The sequence below is a fragment of the Flavobacterium denitrificans DSM 15936 genome (genome assembly GCF_000425445.1).
Taxonomy (GTDB): domain Bacteria; phylum Bacteroidota; class Bacteroidia; order Flavobacteriales; family Flavobacteriaceae; genus Flavobacterium; species Flavobacterium denitrificans.
This window is the reverse complement of sequence record NZ_AUDL01000004.1, coordinates 602,460-623,937: the sequence shown is the minus strand read 5'-3', so window position 1 is coordinate 623,937 and position 21,478 is coordinate 602,460. Positions and strand designations below refer to the sequence as shown.

Genomic DNA, 21,478 nt, shown 5'->3' with positions numbered 1-21,478 from the left:
AATAAATTTTTTAGATAACATCATAGGGGCAATTATTTTGTTATCTGTATAAAGTGAAATGTCCAACAAACTCTCTTGCATCTTTCTCGTCATTTAGTTTAAGAACATACCAGTAATCACCAGAAGGCAATTCCTCACCATTGTATCTTCCATCCCATTTTTGACCATAGTGATATTTAGCAATTACACGACCGTATCTGTCGAAGATTGAGAATTCAAGGTTGTTGTAAATATTTGTACAACCAGGTCCCCAAGTATCGTAAACACCATCTCCGTTAGGAGTAAAGTAATTATCTAAACAAACATCAATGTATGTCATTGGTACTGTAATTGTTGCAGTACATCCGTTTTGATCTCTTACTACTATTACATAATCACCAGATTTGTAGATTTTGAACTTAGTAGAAGAGCTGAACGGTTCTCCATTGAAACTGTATTCATATGCTGGAGCTCCACCAGTTGCAGTTACTGAAATTACGTTCATTTCAGGTTTTCCTGCACTTAAAGCAATTGCTAATGGTTGAACAGCTTTGATTTCAAAACTTACAGTTGGAACTTCACAACCGTTAGTGTGTCTAGCCGTTACATAGTGATTACCTGGTGCAACATTTGTAAAGATGTTGCTTGGTTGATAAGCACCTGTTCCGTCAAGTTGGTAATCAATATCAGCTGGGTTTGTGTTACTTGCATCAACAGTTATTGTAACTCTATTAGCAGCATGATTATCCACACAGTCATAGTTTATTTCAGCTTTTGGATCAAGAACAACTGGCAATGGCATGTTGATCTCAACAAAATTCATACATCCAGCAGCGTCTTTAAAGTATACTATATGTGTACCTCCACTCAAATTAGTAAAGTCAAATATTGTTTGACCTGCTGCACCAGCAGTAAATGGTCCTTTTTCAACATCAAGACTTACACTGTAAGGAGCCGTACCACCTTTAATTTCAACGCTGAATGCACCATCTTTATCGCCAGCACAAGCTTCAGGAATCATAGAGTTTGGAACTTCAGATCCTCTTAATAATTCTGGCTGCGTGATTGTGAAAGTATATACTTCATTACATCCATTTGCATCGATTGCCGTTACGGTATACTCACCCACTGCTAAGTTCTCAAATACATTTTTAGTATCATATTGATCTGAGTCTGGAGAAATAGAGTATTTGTATGCTCCTGTTCCACCAGTTGCAGTGATTACCATTTTACCATTGCTTTCGCCAAAACAACTAACGTTTGTTTGAGCAAAATTTACTGCAAATGGCGTTTGTGGTTCAGTTATCTCAAACGCAACGCTTACCGTGCTGCAATCCCCGCTTTGTACGCTTACTCTGTAGAAACCTACTGGCAAGTCTAAGAACTGACCTGTATTTTGAGCAGGACGAACTACGTTTGTACCAGTAGTTCCGCTGTACAATGTGTACATATAATTTCCAAGACCACCTTTTGCTTCAGCAATTAAAATTGCAGTTGCATCACCTTTACATCTTACTATCGCACTAGATACATCTAAATCAACAGATAAAGGAATAATTGGTTTAACAGAAATTCCATTTGTTACAAATCCAGTACATCCATTAGCATCTCTAATGATATAGCTGTACTCTCCAGGAGCAACATTAAATGTTACTGTAGAAGTAAATGTTCCTAAAACTGTAGCACCATCTATACTATAAGTATAAGGAGCTCTTCCTCCAGTTGCGCTCAATGTAAGCTGCGCTTGTGTAGTACAAGTTTGTATTTTAGATTGGATCAAGGTTCCTTCAACAATAGTAGGCTCGCTGATCACAATTTGAGCTGATGTCGCAGAACAACTGAATCCATCTGTAACCGTTACTGTATAAGTTCCTGCGCCTAATCCTGTAAATACTGGACTTGGTTGTGGACCTGCAACACTCATTGGGTTATCAGAAAGTGTATTCAATGTATATAGGTAATTGCTTCCTTGACCTCCTGTTGGAAGTGCCACTGTAATTACAGCGCTCTTATCTCCGTAGCAAGACAACATTGTTGCGCTTGGCGTTGCATTAAACACTATTGGAGCTGGATTAACAAGAACAGCAGTTGTTGTTGCAATACATCCTTTACCATCTTTAACATTGATTGTATATGTACCAGCAGTTAAACCAGTAAATACATTTTCAGTTGAGTATGTTTTGCTTACTGGACCAACTAATTCATATTGATAATTAGTATCCCATCCTCCAGAAGCTGCAACTGAAATAGTTCCATCATTATTACCAGAAACGCAAGTAATTGGTGTTTGAACTTTATTTATTGCTAATTGCTCTATAGGTTGTTTAATATTAAATACCGTTGTTACTGTACATTCTGGGCTGTTTATCAATTTAGCCGTTACTGTGTACTGACCTGCCAATAATCCTGAAATTCTAACTGGACCTGCAGTTGTTGAACTTCCTGAACTTGGTACTGGACCCGTAATCGTATATGTAAACGCACCAGCTTCATTTCCTGGGTTCAATAAAGTATCAACAAATAATAAGTCAACACTTCCGTCAGCAGCTCCGTAACAAACTTCTCCGTTTACTGGAGTTGCTTTGATTACAAAAGTATTTGCGTCATTTACATAGTGGTAGTCCTTAATTGTACAACCTGTTGTTGGATTAAATACTGTGATTTGGTAGTTTCCAATTGCTAATCCAGCGAATAATCCCGTTGGACTTGTCTGATTGAAAACAGTTCCATCAATACCTGTAAGCGTGTACACTAAAGCTGTTGGAGTTCCTCCAGTTGTAGCAACAGAGACCTGAATTGTTTGATTGCTTACACATGTAATAGGCGCAGTCACATTTACATTTACATCATTCATGGTGATGAAAGATCCAATAACAATTGGAGCTGTAGAAGATCCTACGCAACCATTGCTGTCGAATACTCTTACTGAGTAAGTTCCACCTGCGAGATCCGTTTCGTTATAAACATTAGAGTTGCTGTTTTGAACAACTGTTCCGTTTTTAGTAAACTCATAAAGAACATAAGGAGCCGTACCACCGGTCACAGAATTAACCGTGATGCTCGCAAAGTTTGTAGTGTTTGTACCTGCCGTACATCCGAAAGGTGTAACAGTTGGCGCATTAACCACAATTGGTGTTGGCTGTATGATTCTTGTATCTGCTTGCGCATTACATCCTCTTCCTGAAGTTACTCTTACTGTATAATCACCTGGCAGAAGATTATCGAAAATGTTTTCTTCTTGAGGCCCTACACTTACTGGAACACCACCGATAGTAGTTCCTGTTAAAGTATAAGTATAAACTGGGTTGTCATTAACACCTGGAGCATTTGGCGCCAAGTGAACAATGATACGTCCATCTGATCCTCCATTACAATTAACATCTGTTTTCTCTAAATTCAAGCCTGTAATAAGAGTCGCTGCTTTCATTTCAACAGTAACAATGTCTTTACAGCCTGTTGTTAAATCTTCAACAGTAATTGTATGGATACCTGCTGGCATATTATTGAATGTTGCAGTTGTTCCAGCAATTACTGGAATGTATGCACCTGAAGTATATCTATAATTTCCAGATCCTCCAGTAGTCGTAGCTACAATTCTTCCATCAATGAAATCACAACTTGGCAATTTCTGAACATCTAATTGTAAATCAAGAGCACCGCTAATTACTACAGCACCTGTTACAGTAGTTGTACATCCGTTCGCATCTCTAACAGTGATATCATAAGATCCAGAAGAATTAACACTGAATGTATTATTTGGTTGGAATCCTCTACCAATGCTGTACTCGAATGGACCAACTCCTGAAGTTACTGTAACTGTGAAATCATATGTTCCAGTTGCACTAGGACATTGACTTGCAACATTTGCAGTAATACCGCTTGGAAGTGGAGCCGTTGAAATATTTTGTGTTTGTACTAAAGTTGTACATCCGTTGAAATCTTTCACATAAACATCCCATGCTAAAACAGTTCCGTTATTAGTATCAACAACTATTTTGTTGTCAGTACTATAAACTGTTGGAGCGGCAGCTAAATGTGCAACAGCAGCATAACTATAAGGAAGTGTACCTCCAGCAGCAGCTACTGTAATAGTTGCGTTTTTATTATTACAATTAATGTCAGTTGTAGTCATTGTAAAACTCAATGGAGCAGTTGGCTGATCTACAAGGAAGTTAGAAACATTGTCTGTACAACCTGATGTACGATCCGTAACTGTAAATGTATAATTTGCTGCCGTTAATCCAGTATAAGTCACAACATCACCTGTTTGAGTGAAAGTTCCGTTATTTGGAGACAATGCAAATGTATAATCAGCAGGAGCAATATAATTACTGATTGTAAACGCGATTGAACCCGTTGTACCACCATTACATAATACATTACTCAATAATTGAGCTTCAACATTGATTTCGCTTGCTTTTTTAACTTCAATTGAATTTAAAGTACTACAGCCACCATTATCCGTAACTTTTATTACATAAGTTCCAGGCAATAGATTCGCAAAACTTCCTGTCGTGTTTGAAGTTGCTGCTGCTGCTGGCTCAACAATAGCATAATTGTATGGCGCAACACCTCCAACAACATTACTAACCGTAACCGTAGCAATACCTCCTACTGTATTACAGTAAATTGGCGAAGCTGAAAGATCAAATTTCGTTGGTGGAGTGTAAGGATCAACAACTGCTGTTCCTGAAACTCTACAACCATTAGCATCTACTACAACATAATTAATCGATCCTGCAGTATTCATAGTATGCACTGGTGAAGACTCAAATGTCTGACCATTATCATAACTATAGCTGTATGGTAGAGTACCTCCAGTCGCCGTAAGCGTAACTGATGCATCTTTTGCATTATTTGAAGTATCACATCCAAATGGAGTTACCACATTAGTTGCTGTTAAAGCAGTTGGTTGGCCAACAACCACATTTGCCGCTGTCGAACATCCTTTTGCATCCATTACAGCAATTGAATATGTTCCTGCTGCTAAACCTGTGAAAATATTAACAGAAGTAAAAGCTCCCGTATTAAGTCTATATGTATATGGTGCAACTCCGTTAATACCAGTAACTGTAATACTTCCGTTTGATTCTGTTTCACAAAGTGCATCTGCAACAACAGTTGTAAATGCTGGAACAGTAAGTGGAGTTACTACCACTGGAACAGAAATTGTTTGACAAGTTGAAGCATCTTGTACTCTGAAAGTATAAGTTCCAGGGGTACTAGTTACAAATGGCAACGCAGTAACTGGGTTAAAAGTTCCGCTATTATTAAGATCATATTCAAAAGCATAAGTTCCTGCACCTGTACCTTGCGTTGCTGTCAATGTAATTGTTGCATCGTTTGTTGTACAGTTTAGATCCTTTGTAAGAGTAGCTTGTATCAACAATTCTTGTCTCAATACATAAGTCTCTTTTGCCACACAACCGTTACCATCTTTTATAAAGAATTCATAAGTTCCTGGTGCATTTAATGTAAAGTTAGGACTAGCTTGATAACCGTTTCCTATACTGTACATTGGTGGAGTTGGGATTGATAAATCTGTCGTTCCAGTAATTGTAATTGGAACTGGTCCACCAGTGTAGCAATACACATTAGCATTAGCATTAATTGTTGGCGCTGCATGTTTAGTAAGCGTAACAAGAATTTTATCTGAACAAGTTAGGTTTCCATCTTGAACATATACTTCCCAATCATTTGAACCTAAATCATCATAAGCTAAAACAGTACTATTGCTAGTTGTATAGTCTGAAGCTAGTGGCGTTACTCCACTCTTAACAAATGCATATTTATAAGCAGGAGTTCCTCCTGTTGCTTGAACGGTAACTATAGAACCTAAGTAACAGTTTGCAATAGTTTGAGAAACTAAATCAAGATCTAGAACAGCTGGCTCTGCAACAGTTATTGTCGCTGTCGCTGTACATCCTGTAACCTCATCTGTGATTACAATATTTTGTGCAACTCCTGCTGTTAATCCGGTAACATTAATAACTGGATTAGTTTGTGCAGTCATTGCAGTTCCTCCGTTAATTGAATAACTGTATGTTCCTGTAAAGTTTCCTACTGTAAACTTAACTGCTCCATCATTACCTCCGTTACAAGTAACATTTTTAACCAATGCACTTGCAACAGTAATTACTTCAGCAGGCTTAACTGTATATTCTGCTTGGAAGGTACATCCTTTGTTGTCTGTCACTTCAAATACATACGGAAGTGCGTTTGGCAATAATCCAGTAAAGATTCCGCTTGATGCACCAGTTGTATTACCTGAACCTGTTGGCGATATGATAGCATACGTCAATGGCGCTTCTCCTCCTGTGACAGTCAACGTAACTGTACTTTCTCTTCTAGCCGCAGGTTCACAGAACACTAATGTTCCTAAAGCTGTCATCGCTGTTGGTGGCGTAAGAGCCGGAACGTTTACAGGTGTTAAAGTTGTAATACATCCGTTTGCATCTTTCACGCTTACATTTACCAATCCTGATGAAGTAGTACTAAATGTATTGTCATCAGAGTAGTTTAATCCACCGTCAAAACTATATTGATATGACGGAGTTCCTCCAGAAGTAACTGTAACCGTTACTTCTGCAGCATTTGCATTATTTCCAGTACCACAAGTCAATCCTTGTGTCAAAGTTGCTGATGCAACTAAAGCATCTGGTTGATCTACTGTTACTGGTATTATTAATTCACAATTTTTAGCATCTTTAACTGTAACTTCATAATCGTTTCCAGCTACTAAATCTGTGAATATATTTGAAGTTCCGAACGCTTTCACGATTACTCCACCTTTCTCTAATTGATATTGTAAAGGAATGATTCCTGAAGTTGCAGTAACTTCAATTCTTCCGTTGTTTCCTCCAATACACGTTACATCAATTGGTGTAGCTGATGCTACAGGCGATACTGCCGGCGTTACAATTATTGTATTAGAGAATCCTTCACATCCTTGTGAATCCACAACTCTAAACTTATATGTTCCAGCTGCATAAGTAGCAGGAAGTGCAACATAAGTACCGCTATTGTCTATTTCAACTTCGTAAGTAGAATATACTCCTGTACCACCTTCAGGCGTCAATTTGATATCAGCCGCCAAAGTACATGTAAGATCCTGTAGAAGCTCTGCCAACAAGGTAACTTGAGGTTTAACTTCGAAACTTACAATATTAGATTCGCAACTATTACCGTCAACAACGCTGAAAGTATAAATGCCCGGAGCCGTAATATCGTAAGTAGTTCCTGTAATATCAGAACCATTTACTCTATAAACTCCCGTACCTATATTAACGGTAGCTAAAGCAGCTAAATCAATTGTAACTGCAGTGCCTACAAAACATATTGGTGTCGGCGTTCCCATAGTTGGTGGTGCATCTTTAACAATTGTAATATCAAGTGGTGCCGCAATTACACAATTACGAGCATCTTTAACCCAAACTTCCCACGTCGTTGAAGTTAACGGATTCAAAGTTACTTCACTATCACTAGTATAAGTCCCTCCTGATCCAGTACCAGCAACTACAAATGAGTATTGGTAAGGAGCTGTTCCACCAGAAGCGATAACACTTACGGTTGCGTCTGAATTACAATTTGCATGAAGATTTAAGTCTGGCGCTAATGTTAATGCAGTAGGCTCTGAAACAACCATAGTTGCTGAACTTGTACATTGCGTTACATCATCTATAACTTGTAGCACATAATTACCTGCCACTAAATCTGTCGCAGTAACAACATTCCCTACTTTCGTAAGCGTACCTGAACCCGTCGTAAAGGCTGCAGTATATGTATGTGTACCATTATTTGCTACTGTAAATTTCACAGCACCATCATTACCACCAATACAAGAAACATTTGTGATTAAATCACTTGAAACCGTAATATTTACTACAGGATCAACTTTAAATGAATCTCTGAAAGTACAACCATTTGCATCCGTTACTTGGAATACATATGGCTCTGCACTTGGATCTAAATTTGCAAATGTTGCAGAAGTTTGTTTTACAACAGCAATAGGAGATAAAATCTCGTATTGTAGTGGATGACCTGCGTCAAAAACACCACCTGTTACAGAATTAATTGTAACTGTGCTTTTTTGATTTGCTAACGGTAAGCAATAAATCGGTGTTCCAGTGATATTCATCGCTGTTGGAGGATTTAATGCTGGAATTGGCACAACTGGCAAGGTAGTATCACAACCATTACCGTCTCTAACAATTGCTGTTACAGGAGCCGCAACACTAGTAATGTATTTATTATCACTACTAAAGTTTGTTCCTCCATCAAAACTATATTGGTATGGTGTAGTTCCTCCAGAAGTTACAGTAACCGTAACCTCTGCGTTTACAGTTTCATTATCAGGTCCACAAGTCAATCCATTTGTCAACACAGCTGATGCCACTAATGGATCAGGAATTGTTATTGTTGCGTTCTCTGTAGCAAAACATAGTTTTGCATCTCTTACTCTAACCACATAATCACTTCCATCTGCTAATCCTTTAAATACGTTAGATGCTTGGTAAGCTACAATAGGAGCTCCCGCTTTTTCTAATTGATATTCATAAGGACCCACTCCAGAAGTTACATCAACGGTAATTGTACCGTCTGAACCACCCGGACACGTAATATTTGTTTCTGCTACTGTAAATACTACAGTTGGAATAGGATCTAACGTAAATGGCGTAGTCACTTCACAAGTAGTCGTATTTCCACTATCTATAGCTTTAAAAATATAATTTCCAGTAGCGTTAGTCTGAAGTACATTATCTGGTAATAAAGTAACACCATCTGCTTGAAGTGTTGGAGTCATTGTTGTCCAACTCGTTCCTCCATTAGTAGAATACTGATAAGAATAACCTGGACCAAATCCACCAGAAGCTGTTAGTGTAATTAATGCTTTTGAAGAATTAATATCGGTTGCAGAACAATCAAGATCTTTTGTTAAATCAACCTCTAGTTTTAATATTGGTTTAACTTCATAATCTATGGTTGCTGTACATCCTTTGCCGTCTTTAATAAATAAATGGTAAATTCCTGCCGCGTTAAATGTAAATTCTGGCGAATCCTGATATACACTTCCATTAATACTATATGTTGCATCTCCTACAATTGCAGGATCAACAGTACCATCAATTGTTATTTTGAATGGAGTACCATCATAACAAATTGGATCAATAGGATTAATTGTTGGAATTTCATATTTATAAACAGTAACTGGTACTGTAACAATACAATTAAATGCATCTTTAGCGTAAACATCATAGACAATTCCAGCTACACTTCCAGCTTTATTGAATGTATTAACAGTATCCCACGCTACATCTGTTGCATCAGGAGCAGTTGAACCTCCATCTAATATCATATATTTATAAGGTCCTGTCCCGTCTTTTGCTTGAGCGGAAATTGTTCCCGGATTATTACAGTCTGCAATTGATGTAGCAGAAGCAGTAAGGTCTAGTTTAATAGCCGATTCTTCAATAGTAAAGTTTTTAGAAACTACTGAACAACCTGCAAAAGGTCCTGCAGTTTCTTCAACTAATAAATAGTATGTTCCTGCAGTTAAAGGTCCTACTGTAATATCACTTGTCGTTGCACCAGCGGCTATGTTAGGAATGCTAGTTGGCGCAATTATCTCGATATTAGTGAATGCTTGACGAATTGAATATCTTACATCAACAGAAGCTCCCGGAGCAGGTGTAGTAGGATAACCATTTTTAATAGCAAATTTAAGAGTTCCATTACCCGCACCTATACAAGTAATGTTACTTGCGGTGTCACCAACTACTTCTACTAAAGATTGTGTTGGGATTGGTGGCGCAGCTTGGAAATAATAACATCCTGTACTAACAGAGTATACAACAAATGTATATGACACACCTGGTGTTAATCCTGGATAAATACATTCTCTTGGAGATGTTTCAGCCATCCATCCACCTGTTCCCGCTGAAACAAATGGAGGTGTAGCAGCACCTCTATAAATATTGAAGTAGAATGGTCCTCCACCAGCATAAGTACTCTCAATTTTAATTGTGGCAGATCCATTAGTAGGACCACAAGTAGCTGCTGTATTAACAGTAATACCCACTTTGTCAAGAGGTGCGGCAATCAATACCTCTCTTATAAATTCAGAACATCCATTTTGATCAACAACTCTAATTTGATAAAAACCAAAATCTACTACCTCAAATACTACTGAAGTACCAGGAATACCATGCGCTTCTCCAACATATCCATTAACACCTGTAACATAATAGTCGTAAGGTCCAGTACCTCCAGAAACAGATTGTATAATAATCTCTCCTTTTGAAACTCCTCCTGTTGAGCTATCACAATGCATATCGTTTTTAGTTGAAACAACAACTAGCTTGTCCGGCTGTTTAATTTCAATATCTTCTTTATAAGAACAACCTTTAGCATCTGTAATTTTTACAGTATAATTACCTGCTGGCAAACCAGAAGTTTGAGTACCAAAATCTTTCGGTATATCATTATTAAACACATTGATAACAAATGGTGCAAGACCTTTTGTTTTATCAATAGTGATAACCAATGATCCTGATTGATCACCGTTACAGCTAATTTTTGGTCCTTCAACCATTGTAAAATGAGGATCAACAGGGATTGTAATTCTTACTGGTACAATCGTCGTAGCAGTACATCTGCTTGCTATTGGCAAAGTACTTGTATCTGTTACTGTAAATATAAAATCTGCGGCGTCACTTGTCGTGAATACGTTTCCAGAGAAACTTCCCGTTGCACCCGCAGGTACACTTGTATAAGCGTAAGCGAAAGAACCACTTCCACCACCAACTGTTAAGGTGATTTGAGATGCCACATAACCTGTTGCACCACAAGTAATATTTTTATCTAGTTTAGCTGAAATTGTTAATTGATCACGAACAATAACTGGTGCTGTAGTTTGAGCTGTACAACCATTTGCATCTTTTACCCAAACATTATAACTACCAGCTGCAGTAACTGTAAATGTGTTAGCTGCCTGATATGTTTTATTATCAAGACTATATTGTAAGGTCCCTGTTCCTGTACCAGAAGCAGTAATAGTGTAAGTACCATTTCCTAAACATTGACCAACAGCAGTTGCTGTAACTGTTGGAACGTCATCCTTTTTAATTGATACATCAAGCTTCACTTGACAACCATTGGCATCTACAACATATACATCCCAATCTGCAACAGCAGGGTCTAGGTTTTCGCTGGCTGTATTTGTTAAAGCTCCTATTCCTGCACCATCGTGAACAAATGAATATTTGTAAGGAAGCGTACCACCTAAAGCCTGAACAGTAACTTTTGATGTTCCTACTGCACAATTTGCATTTACATTAAGGAAAGTTGCTGTTAACGGATTTAAAGGCTCATCAATTGTTACAGTGTTATTTGCTGTACAACCTGTTGTTAGATCGATAACCGAAACGGTATATGCTCCTTTACCTAAATCAGTTAAAGTAATTACGTCTCCTGATTGGCTTAATGTATAAGTCAATGCAGCTGGAACAGTAGATACCGCAACCGTATAATTCGTTGTTGCGCTAAATCCTGAAATCGTATATTTCGCAATTCCTGTTTTACCACCATTACATTTTACGTCACTTAATTTACTAGGCGTAACAACGATTGGCGTTACTGGATTAACTCTTACTGTTTCAGTATCAAAACATCCATTTTCATCTACAACTTTAAAGCTGTAAGTAATATTTGGATCCAGATTAGCAAATATACCATCAGTATTAGTAGTCACATAAGCTGCTGGAGCAGTAATTGAATAAACTAAATTTCCAACACCTGTTCCCGCTGTTGTCGTAACTGTAACAGTACTTTTAGGAGATGTACAAGTAACCGCACTTGCAATAGCGCTTGCAATAACTGGCGGATTTAATTTATTAATCGTAATTGTATTACTGAAAACACATAAGTTTTTATCACGAACATAGAATGTAACCGTTTGATCTGTTCCATTATCGTTAACTGTCAATGTTTTTACTGGTCCATAAGATGTACCGTTAAAGCTGTATTCATATGGTGCAGTTCCACTTCCTGGAAGAGGAGCATTAATTGTTACCGTAGTTGACTGTTTAGCATTTGTTGTTGGATTACATGAGAAAGGAGCTGCAGAAGCAGTTGTAGTTAAAACTCCTGGCTCTAAAATCGTAACATCAATTTGAGCTGGACAATTTCTGCCATCTCTTGCATAGAACGTATGTAATCCTGGTGTTAAACCTGTAAAAGTATCTGCAGTTGAAAAAGGACCTGTTGCAGAAGCGCTAAATGTATAGTTGCTTCCTGAACCACCATTTCCTTTTAATTTCACAGAACCATTATTTGCTCCTAAACAAGTTATGTTAACCTGCGTTGCCACTGTAACAGTTGGATTTGTAATAGCATTTACTGGTATAGAAACTTCTACTTTACAAGCAGGGCTGTTCGAATCTGTAATTTCAAATTTATATGTTCCCGCTGTTGCTGCATTTGCGTAAACAAACTGCGTTCCTGTTACCGTTTGAACTCCTCCGTATGTTCCAGTACCTGGATCTACTCTATAAGTGTAACTTGATCTTCCACCTGAAATATCAACTGTAATTGACGCATTTGGTGTTGGCGAACAGTCTAAACCTTTAGTTACTTTTGGAACTGCTGTCAATTGTGGATAAACCGTAATTGGAGTTGCAGAAGCAGTACAATTATTAGCATCTTTTACCCAAACTGTATAATTTCCTGCAGATACATTGAAAACATTGTTTGTTGAGAATGATCCGTTTTCACCATTTATTCCATAAAGTAATGTTCCTTTTCCGCCTAAACCAGTAGCTGTAATCGTAAAGTTGCTTCCTGTTCCTGTACATTGGTTGTCTAAAACTGCTGTAACTGTTGGAACTTGATCTGCTTTAATCTCTACTGTAACAAAATCAGTACATCCGTTTACATCTTTCACATAAACATCCCAAAACATTTTTGTACCATTAGCAGTATCTACTGTCAATGAAGCTCCTCCGTTGATCACAGTAGGTGCTGTAGCATTTCTTTCAACCACAGCATAAGTGTAGTTCGGCGTTCCGCCTGCTCCAACTGCTGTAATTACTGAAGTGAAGACTTTACAAGTGATGTTCGCTGCAGTTGCTGTAACATCTACAGCTAGTGCTGGCTCGCCAATTACAATTGTTTCATCTTTGTAGCATCCTGTAGTAAGATCTGTAACCCTTACTGTATAAGTTCCAGCTGCAACATTTGCTAGAACAAGCACATTTGCATTAGTTGCTGATTTTGTTAACGTTCCTGTTCCTAATGAACCCGCTGTTAAAGTAAATGAATAGTTTCCTACTGCTGAAACGCTAGAAATTGTATAAGTACCGTTTCCTGTTGAAGTTCCTTTACATTTTGCATCATTGCCTTTATTTCCAGTAACAACAATTGGCGTTACATCATCAATTTTATATGTTTTTGTGTCAAAACATCCGTTTGCATCGGTCACTCTGAAAGTATAAGTTCCTGGAGTTAATCCGTTAAATACATTGCTTGTTTGTTTTCCTCTGATTAAAACAGAAGGTACAATAGTTTCATATTGTAACGTTCCAACGCCATTGCTTACTGAAACTGTAACATTTGTAGATGTTGCAGTACAAGTAATAGCATTGTTTGAGAATGTAATGTTAGACGGTGGGTTCAATCTTCTTAAGATTGTTGAACCGTTTTCGATACATCCATTTGCATCCTTAACAGAATACGTAATAGTCTGATCTGAAGTCCCGTTGTCGTTTACAGTCAATAATCTAGTTGCTCCATAACCGCCTCCGTTGAAACTGTACTCGTAAGGCGCTGTTCCACCAGTCGGAATATTGATCTCTACAGATCCTGCTACTTTTGTATTTGTTGTACTACAAGTGAATGGCGTAGTAGTATCTGAAATAACCAAAGGATCTGGCTCTTGTATAGTTACAATAATGCTTCCTACACAACCTTTGCTGTCTTTTACATAGAATGTATGAGCTCCTCCGCTTAAACCTGTGAATAATGAAGTTGATACATAAGTAGTTCCATTATCACTATATTGATAATTTTGACCTCCTGTTAATGAACCACCAGATCCAACTAATTGAACTGAGCCATTTGCTGCTCCATTACAAGAAACATTCTTTTGGGATCCAATAGCTAAACTTGGATTTGTTTTAGGAAGTATTGTAGTAGTCGTTACAAACGTACAACCGTTCGCATCAGTAACTCTAATTAAGAAAGTTCCAGCTGTTGAAGTTGTGTAAACATTTGTCGCCATTCCAGTATAAGAAGTTCCTCCGTTTGTTGAAACTGCATAGGTATATGCACTTCTTCCTCCGTTTGGCGTAACTGTAATTGTTGCGTCTGGACTAGTTAGCGAACAATCTAATTCTTTAACAACAGTTGTTGCAGTTAATTGTGGATAAACCATAATTGGTATTGCCGAAGCCGTACATCCGTTTGCATCCTTAACCCAAACTGTATATGGTGTTGCTCTAGCACTAACATCAAAGAAGTTGTCTGGTCCAAATGCTCCTGTTTGTCCATTGATTCCATAAGTCAAAGGAGTCTTCAAGTTCGTTCCATGTGCTGTCGCTGTGATTCTGAATGTGCTTCCTGAACCTGTACATTGATTGTCTAAAGTAGCTGTAACTGTTGGTACCGCATCTGCTTTGATTTCAACTGTAATAAAATCTGTACAGCCGTTTGCATCTTTTACATAAACATCCCAGAACATTTTTGTACCATTGGCAGTATCTACCGTCAATGAAGCGCCTCCAGCAATCACTGTTGGTGCTGTTGCATTTCTCTCAACCACGGCATAAGTGTAGTTCGGCGTTCCGCCTGCTCCTACTGCTGTAATTACAGATGTAAATTTGCTACAAGTGATGTTAGCTGCTGTTGCAGTCACATCAATTGCACTATTTGGCTGTGTTAGAGTTACTGTGTAAGTAGCCTGACATTTTGTTGTTCTGTCTGTAGCTGTAATAGTATAAGAACCAACAGGTAAAGCTGAACTAACTGAAATAGTAGTGTTAGAAGCTCCATCTATATTATTAGCACTTTGAATAGTAGTACCTGAACCATTTTTGATAATATAATCGAATTTACTTTTTACGCCAGTAACTGTAAATCGAATTGTTCCTGTACCTCCAAAACATTTAATAGTAGAAACAACCGAACCACCAGCTACTATGTCTGGTACCCCTTTAACTGTATACGATTTAGTAAATGAACAACCTGTTTTAATATCAGTAGCCTGGAAAATATAAGCACCAGGAGTTAATCCCTTAAATTCTCCATCAGAATTTATTGCTGTATTATATCCCGCTGGACCAGAAATAATTTGGAAACGAATAGGCGCTGCAACACCACCTTTAACCGCGGCAATATTAACATGGCCACCAGGAGGAGTTGTAGAACAATCGTAACCATTATCTGTAATAGTAATGTCTGTAATTTGCTCTAACCCTTCAATATTAATTGATAATGGTCCAATTTGGCAATTATTTTTGTCTCTAATATAAGCCGTAACTGTACCAGCAACTAATGTTGGGTACGTATAAGTATTAGTAGTTGTAAAGTTTGAAGTTCCGTTAAAACTATATTGGTAATCACCAGATCCTCCTGCTGCAGTTACTGTAACTACCGCTGAAACTGTTCCAGTAGGACCACATGTAATTTCAGTTGCTTTAATAGTTCCTTGAACTACTGTTGGCTCTGTTAAAGTAATTGAGCCTGGTGTAGATTTACATCCCTTGTTGTCCATCACCTGGAACGGATAAGCAATTCCTGCTTTTAAACCTGTATATTTAACTGTACTTGTAAAACCACTATTATTGAAACTATAAGAATAACCACCTGAACCACCTGAACCTGAAAGAGTTACCTCTCCATTTGAACCACCATTACATGATACTTGAACCGGTGTTGCATTAGCAGTAGGATTGCTAATCGCATCAATAGTAGCGGAAACTTCTACTTTACAAGAAGTCGGGCTATTAGCATCTGAAATTTCAAAATAGTAGGTACCTGATGCCGGTGCTGCATAATTAAATGTAGTTCCTGTAACAGCAATACTTCCGCTATATGTTCCTGATGCTCCCAGTTTGTATTTATATGTAAATGGAGCGGTACCGCCTTCGATATCAACTTTAATAGTCGCACCTGTTGTATTACAATCTAATGTTTTTGTTACTTCTGGCTTACCTTTTAATTCGGCTGCAACAATAATATCTTTTACAGTAGCAGTACAATTATTACTATCTGTAACCACTACAGTATGATTTCCTACCCCTACATTCGTAAAAGTATTATTTGTTACTGCAGCCTGGCCATCTAAACTATATGTCAAAGTTCCAGTACCAGATGCCGTAATAACAATAGTTGCTTTATTAGCATCAAAACATAAATCTGACGCACCCAAACTTGCCGTAGGAGGTGTTGCATCATTAACAACTACTGCTGTAGAAACTCCTGATGGACATCCTTTTAAATCTTTAGCAATAACAGTGTAAGTTCCCGTTCTAACACCAGTAAATACCGGTCCATGTGGAAAATCTACAATTATTGCATTTCCTGGTCCTAATAATGAATAAGTATAAGGTCCTGTTCCGCCCTCTGCTTCAGCAGTAATTGTAGCTAAAGAAGTACATGTTGGTTGTGTGGTTACAGTTGCCTTAACAGTTACTGCTGTAGGAGTACCAACTGTTTTATTAAATGATTTAAAACAAGTTCCTGCTACGTCACTTTGAACAACCACAGAATAATTTCCTGCAATCAATTTATCAATAATAACTGGAGATGTCGTTGAACTTTCTAAATTTCCTCCATTGATAGAATAGTAGAAACTTCCGTTAAAATTTTGAGCTGTAATGGTTATAGAACCTGTATCTCCACCGTTACAGTCAACATCTTTGATTACTGGTTCTAAAACTGTAAATGCTTTATCTGTGCCAACATCAAAACTAATTTCTTTCTCTTGTAAACATGTTTTTGGCAATTGATAAACTGAAATATCATCAATTAACAAATCATTTCCTCCATACACTGTACTTCCTGAGCGAACAACAAATGTCAGGTTTGTATTTGGTCCTGGATTCAAAGAGATTGTTGGAATTTCAATCCATTTTGTTCTGTTTGGATCATATGGATCCTCAGCTATTTTTCCGGTGTTAGCTTCAGCAACAACTACACCAGCAGGATTCACCAATTGAAATTTAACAATTGGAGCACCACCAGGTTGACCAAGATTTAATAAATTGGCAACAGCCAAATCTACTTTTACCGGCTGGTTTGGAATAACGTCCGCAATTGGTTTACTATAAAGTACACCATCAAGACCCGCAGCGCCACCAATATTTACTAATAAATATCTTCCATCGGCAACTGTACCATTTGATGTATGGTCTTTAAATGGATACCATGCAGTATCAGCTCTCCAGAAGAAACTTGCAACAGAATATTGATTATCTTCAACAGATCTTGTTGGGTTAGGACAAGTATGAATAGTTGGATGTTGATCATTAAAACAATAAGCCGCTGCAATACCAGGACTTGTTGTTGGAGGACCATTTCCAAAATCTTCTTTTAATAAAACACTATAGGTACTAACGTCTTCTAATTTATATTTAATCGTAACTTTATGACTGCCCGATAATACATTATCAAAAACATTATTAGTTATTGGTGTATTTGCAACTCCATCTAAATAATATTCATAAGAATAATTTCCGTTTGAAGGATTGTTAACTGTTACTGTAGTTTTTCCTGTACCATTACAGTTATAAACTACATCAAGCGGATCAATTGAAGGATCTGCTGGTTTTGGATCTAAAATTACATCATAAGGTAATTGATATTTACAACCTTCATCATCTCTAACTATAAGTATATAAGTACCAGGTGTAACATCTTCCCATGCTTCATCTTGCCATTGTGTAGGATCGCCACCATGAAAATTATATTTATAAGGCGCTTTACCGCCTGTTACATTAGTAATTCTTAATTTTCCACCTGTTCCAGAAAGTGTACATCCTGCTATTTCAGCAACACCACCAAAAGCTTTTAAGGTGTTTGTTGATGGTAAAATTGTAATGGGTTGGGCAGGATCAGAACACCACACAGTACTATCTGACAACTTATATCGAACAACTACTTGATAAGTTCCAGCGCTTGCGTTTAAAAGTGTAGGAATTGAACCGAATGTAGCACCATTGTCAAAACTATATTCTACTGTATATCCATGAGCATCACTCACGTTGACATTAATCTGTGCTTTATCATCAGCACAAACAATTTTAGTAGCAGCAACCGTATAATCTGGTTTAGGATTAGCTGGAACTGTAAATTTGTATGTAGTCTCACACGTTTTAGAATCACGTACTAATATCGTGTACTCTTTTGCTGTAGGCGTTGAAAGAATTATTGAATTAGGGTCTGTATTATCATTTACTCCTGTAGGCTGCGCTGTTGTTGAACCGTCAACAAAAAATGAATAAGTTCCACTACCACCACCAGATGCTGTAATTCTATATAATCCTTCTTCACAAGTAGTAAGAGACTTTATTACGGAAGATGTAACAGTTATTTGTGAAGCAGGATTAGGTATGTCTCTCGTTAGAGAATAAAAACAATCAATACTGTTATCTGCTTTTCTAGTGAAAACTTCAATTACATATGATTTTCCTGGAGTTAAATTTTCAAAAGCATATTTACGATCTGTAAATGGTCCTACTTCCTCAACTTTAACACCATTTTCATAACGTGTAAAATAATATCCTGTAAATCCAGCGGTAGCACTAACTTGAATTCTTCCCTTGTCACCATAACAAAGTGGGTTTTCATCTGGATTTTCAATTTCTGCCTCAAAAGCATCATTAGTGATTATGATTTGTGGCGTTTTATAAATACAGGTTGGATTTACATTTTTAAGTCTGTAATTCACAACATAGTTACCTGCTTCTGTAATGCTAAAAACGTTATCGTCTCCCCAAGCAGTAGTTGTAGAGGTAGCTGGTGCAAGCAAAACATGTGTCAGACTAAATTCATATCCTGTAAGTTTATCTACAGTAATGCTTCCTGGAGTGGTACATAAAATGTTTTTATGTTTTTCTTCGATTGCAACATCACTTTTATAAACATTAAAATAGTAGCGGTTCACACAGCCTCCTGAACTAATCGTTACTCTATAATAACCAGCCTCACTAGCTGTAAATAGAGAACCATTTGCTCCTGCTGAAACCCAAGTACAACTTGCTCTCTCATCAGCACATAGCTCAGATAACTCTGAAACTGGAGGACGTACACAGCTTGTTTTTTCCCAGACTATATCATTTGCTAATGGAAGTTCTAAATTAAAAAGTCTAGAATCATTGGCACCGCAAAGGAATATTTTTGGCAATGGTTTTCCATCAATATCACAAGGGGCGATATTACCATTTGAATCTTTATTATCTGCATACTTAATAATTGGATTGATTTTTACTCCACCTCCATCTGTTACAGTAATAATTTGCTCAAAATCAGGACAACCTGGCTTCGTACTATATACATAATACGTGTCTGCTTTTGTGATTTTAAGTTTTTGATTTGTTCCTAAAACTGGATTATAATTTGAGCTTGTTGACCATTTATAAGTAGTGTAGCCTCCGGCTGCAGAAAGTTCCATTTCAGACAAACAAATTTCTGCATTTCTATTTTTACATGCATCCAATCCAACCAAAAAATTGGTAGATTGTGGTGAAATATTACAACCTGTAATTGAAGCATAACTCATATCTTCAAACAAAGTTTCATTACCACCACCACCTGCAGCTGGATTACCGCGATAACTTGAGTAAGCAGTGTTTTTAATTACGTTATTACAAGCATCTGTCAATGAAGCACAATCGTCTACCACTTTAACTTTAAAACGAATCTTCTCCCAAGATGTATCGCCCTTTTCTACTAATTCTTTAGGCACATTAAATGTTAAAACCCTAGTTGTCGGATTATAAGTAACATATTGATTACCTGCCGCTGTAGTAGGCTTTGTCATTCCTGTAGGCAATACTAAAATATCTGAAGGAAAATTAAAATTGGTATTAACAGGCAACTGATCCGTAATTGTAAATTCGGTTGCACTATCATTTCCTTCATTTTTAAATTGTAAAGTATATCGTAATTCCTGGCTTAGAGTAACATTTTGATTGGCCATATCATTTTCGTCAGCATCATGCACCGCTTTAGTCAGTACAATCTTTGGCGCAATAACATCTACTGAAAACGCAGTAAAATAATAAATATAAACATCTTGGTTAGTTCCCAGTGTTATATTGGCAGAACTTTGATTATTTGTAATAACGTTCCAACTAGGATCAAGATCAATAACCCCAGCATCGAATCCAAGTGTATTGCTACTGTTTGGCTCTCTGGCCGTAAAAGCTGTATTTAAACTGTTTATCGTACTGTTAAAGAAATTATCACTTCCGTTAACCAACGGTCTGATAGTAGGCGTTATTTTTTTTCCGTTTATAGAAAGATAATCTCCTCTGTAACCTCTATCGCCTTCAAGAGCTGCAAAAGCAAATCGTGCATTAACAGTACCTTTAGGAGGTGTTGTAAAACCTGTAACCGTTGTAGTAAGTGGAGCCTGATTACTTGCAAGTGCTTTAAAACCATTAAATGTAGAGATTGATTTTGTTACCAAATTAGCATCTTCATATACAATAAAAAGAGACCATCCTGCAGAAAGACCTGTTTCACCATTTGTTTGTTCTACACCCTCTGTCGCGATTACGTTAGCAACAGTATATTTACCATTAGGGCTTGTAGCATTTAATAAATTTGTAACTTCTGCAAAACAAGCATAAGCTTGCGTTTTATCAGGATTTATTCCATTTGTAGGATCTGGAATATCATGTATTAAGGTTCCAACAATATCCTGATAAGCACCACCAGGGATTTTGAACTTTACCTTGTTGATATCTTTTCTTTTGGCAACCTCGGCAGCCGTCATATTTTTTGTCTTTAAAATACCTGACCAATATAATGCTGCATAGGCTACTTTGTAACATGGATCTCCAGGAGCATTTGAATTTGGAACAGTTAAGGTCGCACTACTTGAACTGAAGATCGGATCAGTGTTATTAGAAACAGGATCAACATTGATATAGTACATATCAAAATTACCATTGTAATCAGTACCAGTGTATGCAGTATTTGGACTTACGCTATAAGTACCGTCAGATTTCTTAGTACCTCTATTAAGAATATTATTCCCAATAGTAAGAATATCTCCTCTAAGTTGTTTATTATACACTCTAACAAAGTCTTTACTTTGCGCCGCATTTTGAGAAAATACTATATCTGCTTGTAAAAACAACAGAAGCAAAATTGCAATTTTTAGAATAGTAGGTTTTTTCATGGTATTTAATTTTGTGGCTTTTTAATCTCTAAGGGGCATTAGCGATTATTTTTTGCCGCTTTAAATTATTTATTTTTAACGAGCACCTTAAAAAAA

1 protein-coding gene is annotated in these 21,478 nt (G+C 37.2%); it reads right to left on the bottom strand.

From position 1 onward, the window contains the following. Positions 1-40 precede the first annotated feature (40 nt). Positions 41-21,382 carry a T9SS type B sorting domain-containing protein gene (locus tag H600_RS0102755; RefSeq protein ID WP_026727356.1) on the bottom strand — a complete coding sequence of 7,114 codons (21,342 nt, stop codon included), beginning with the start codon at positions 21,380-21,382 and terminating at the stop codon, positions 41-43. Positions 21,383-21,478 lie beyond the last annotated feature (96 nt).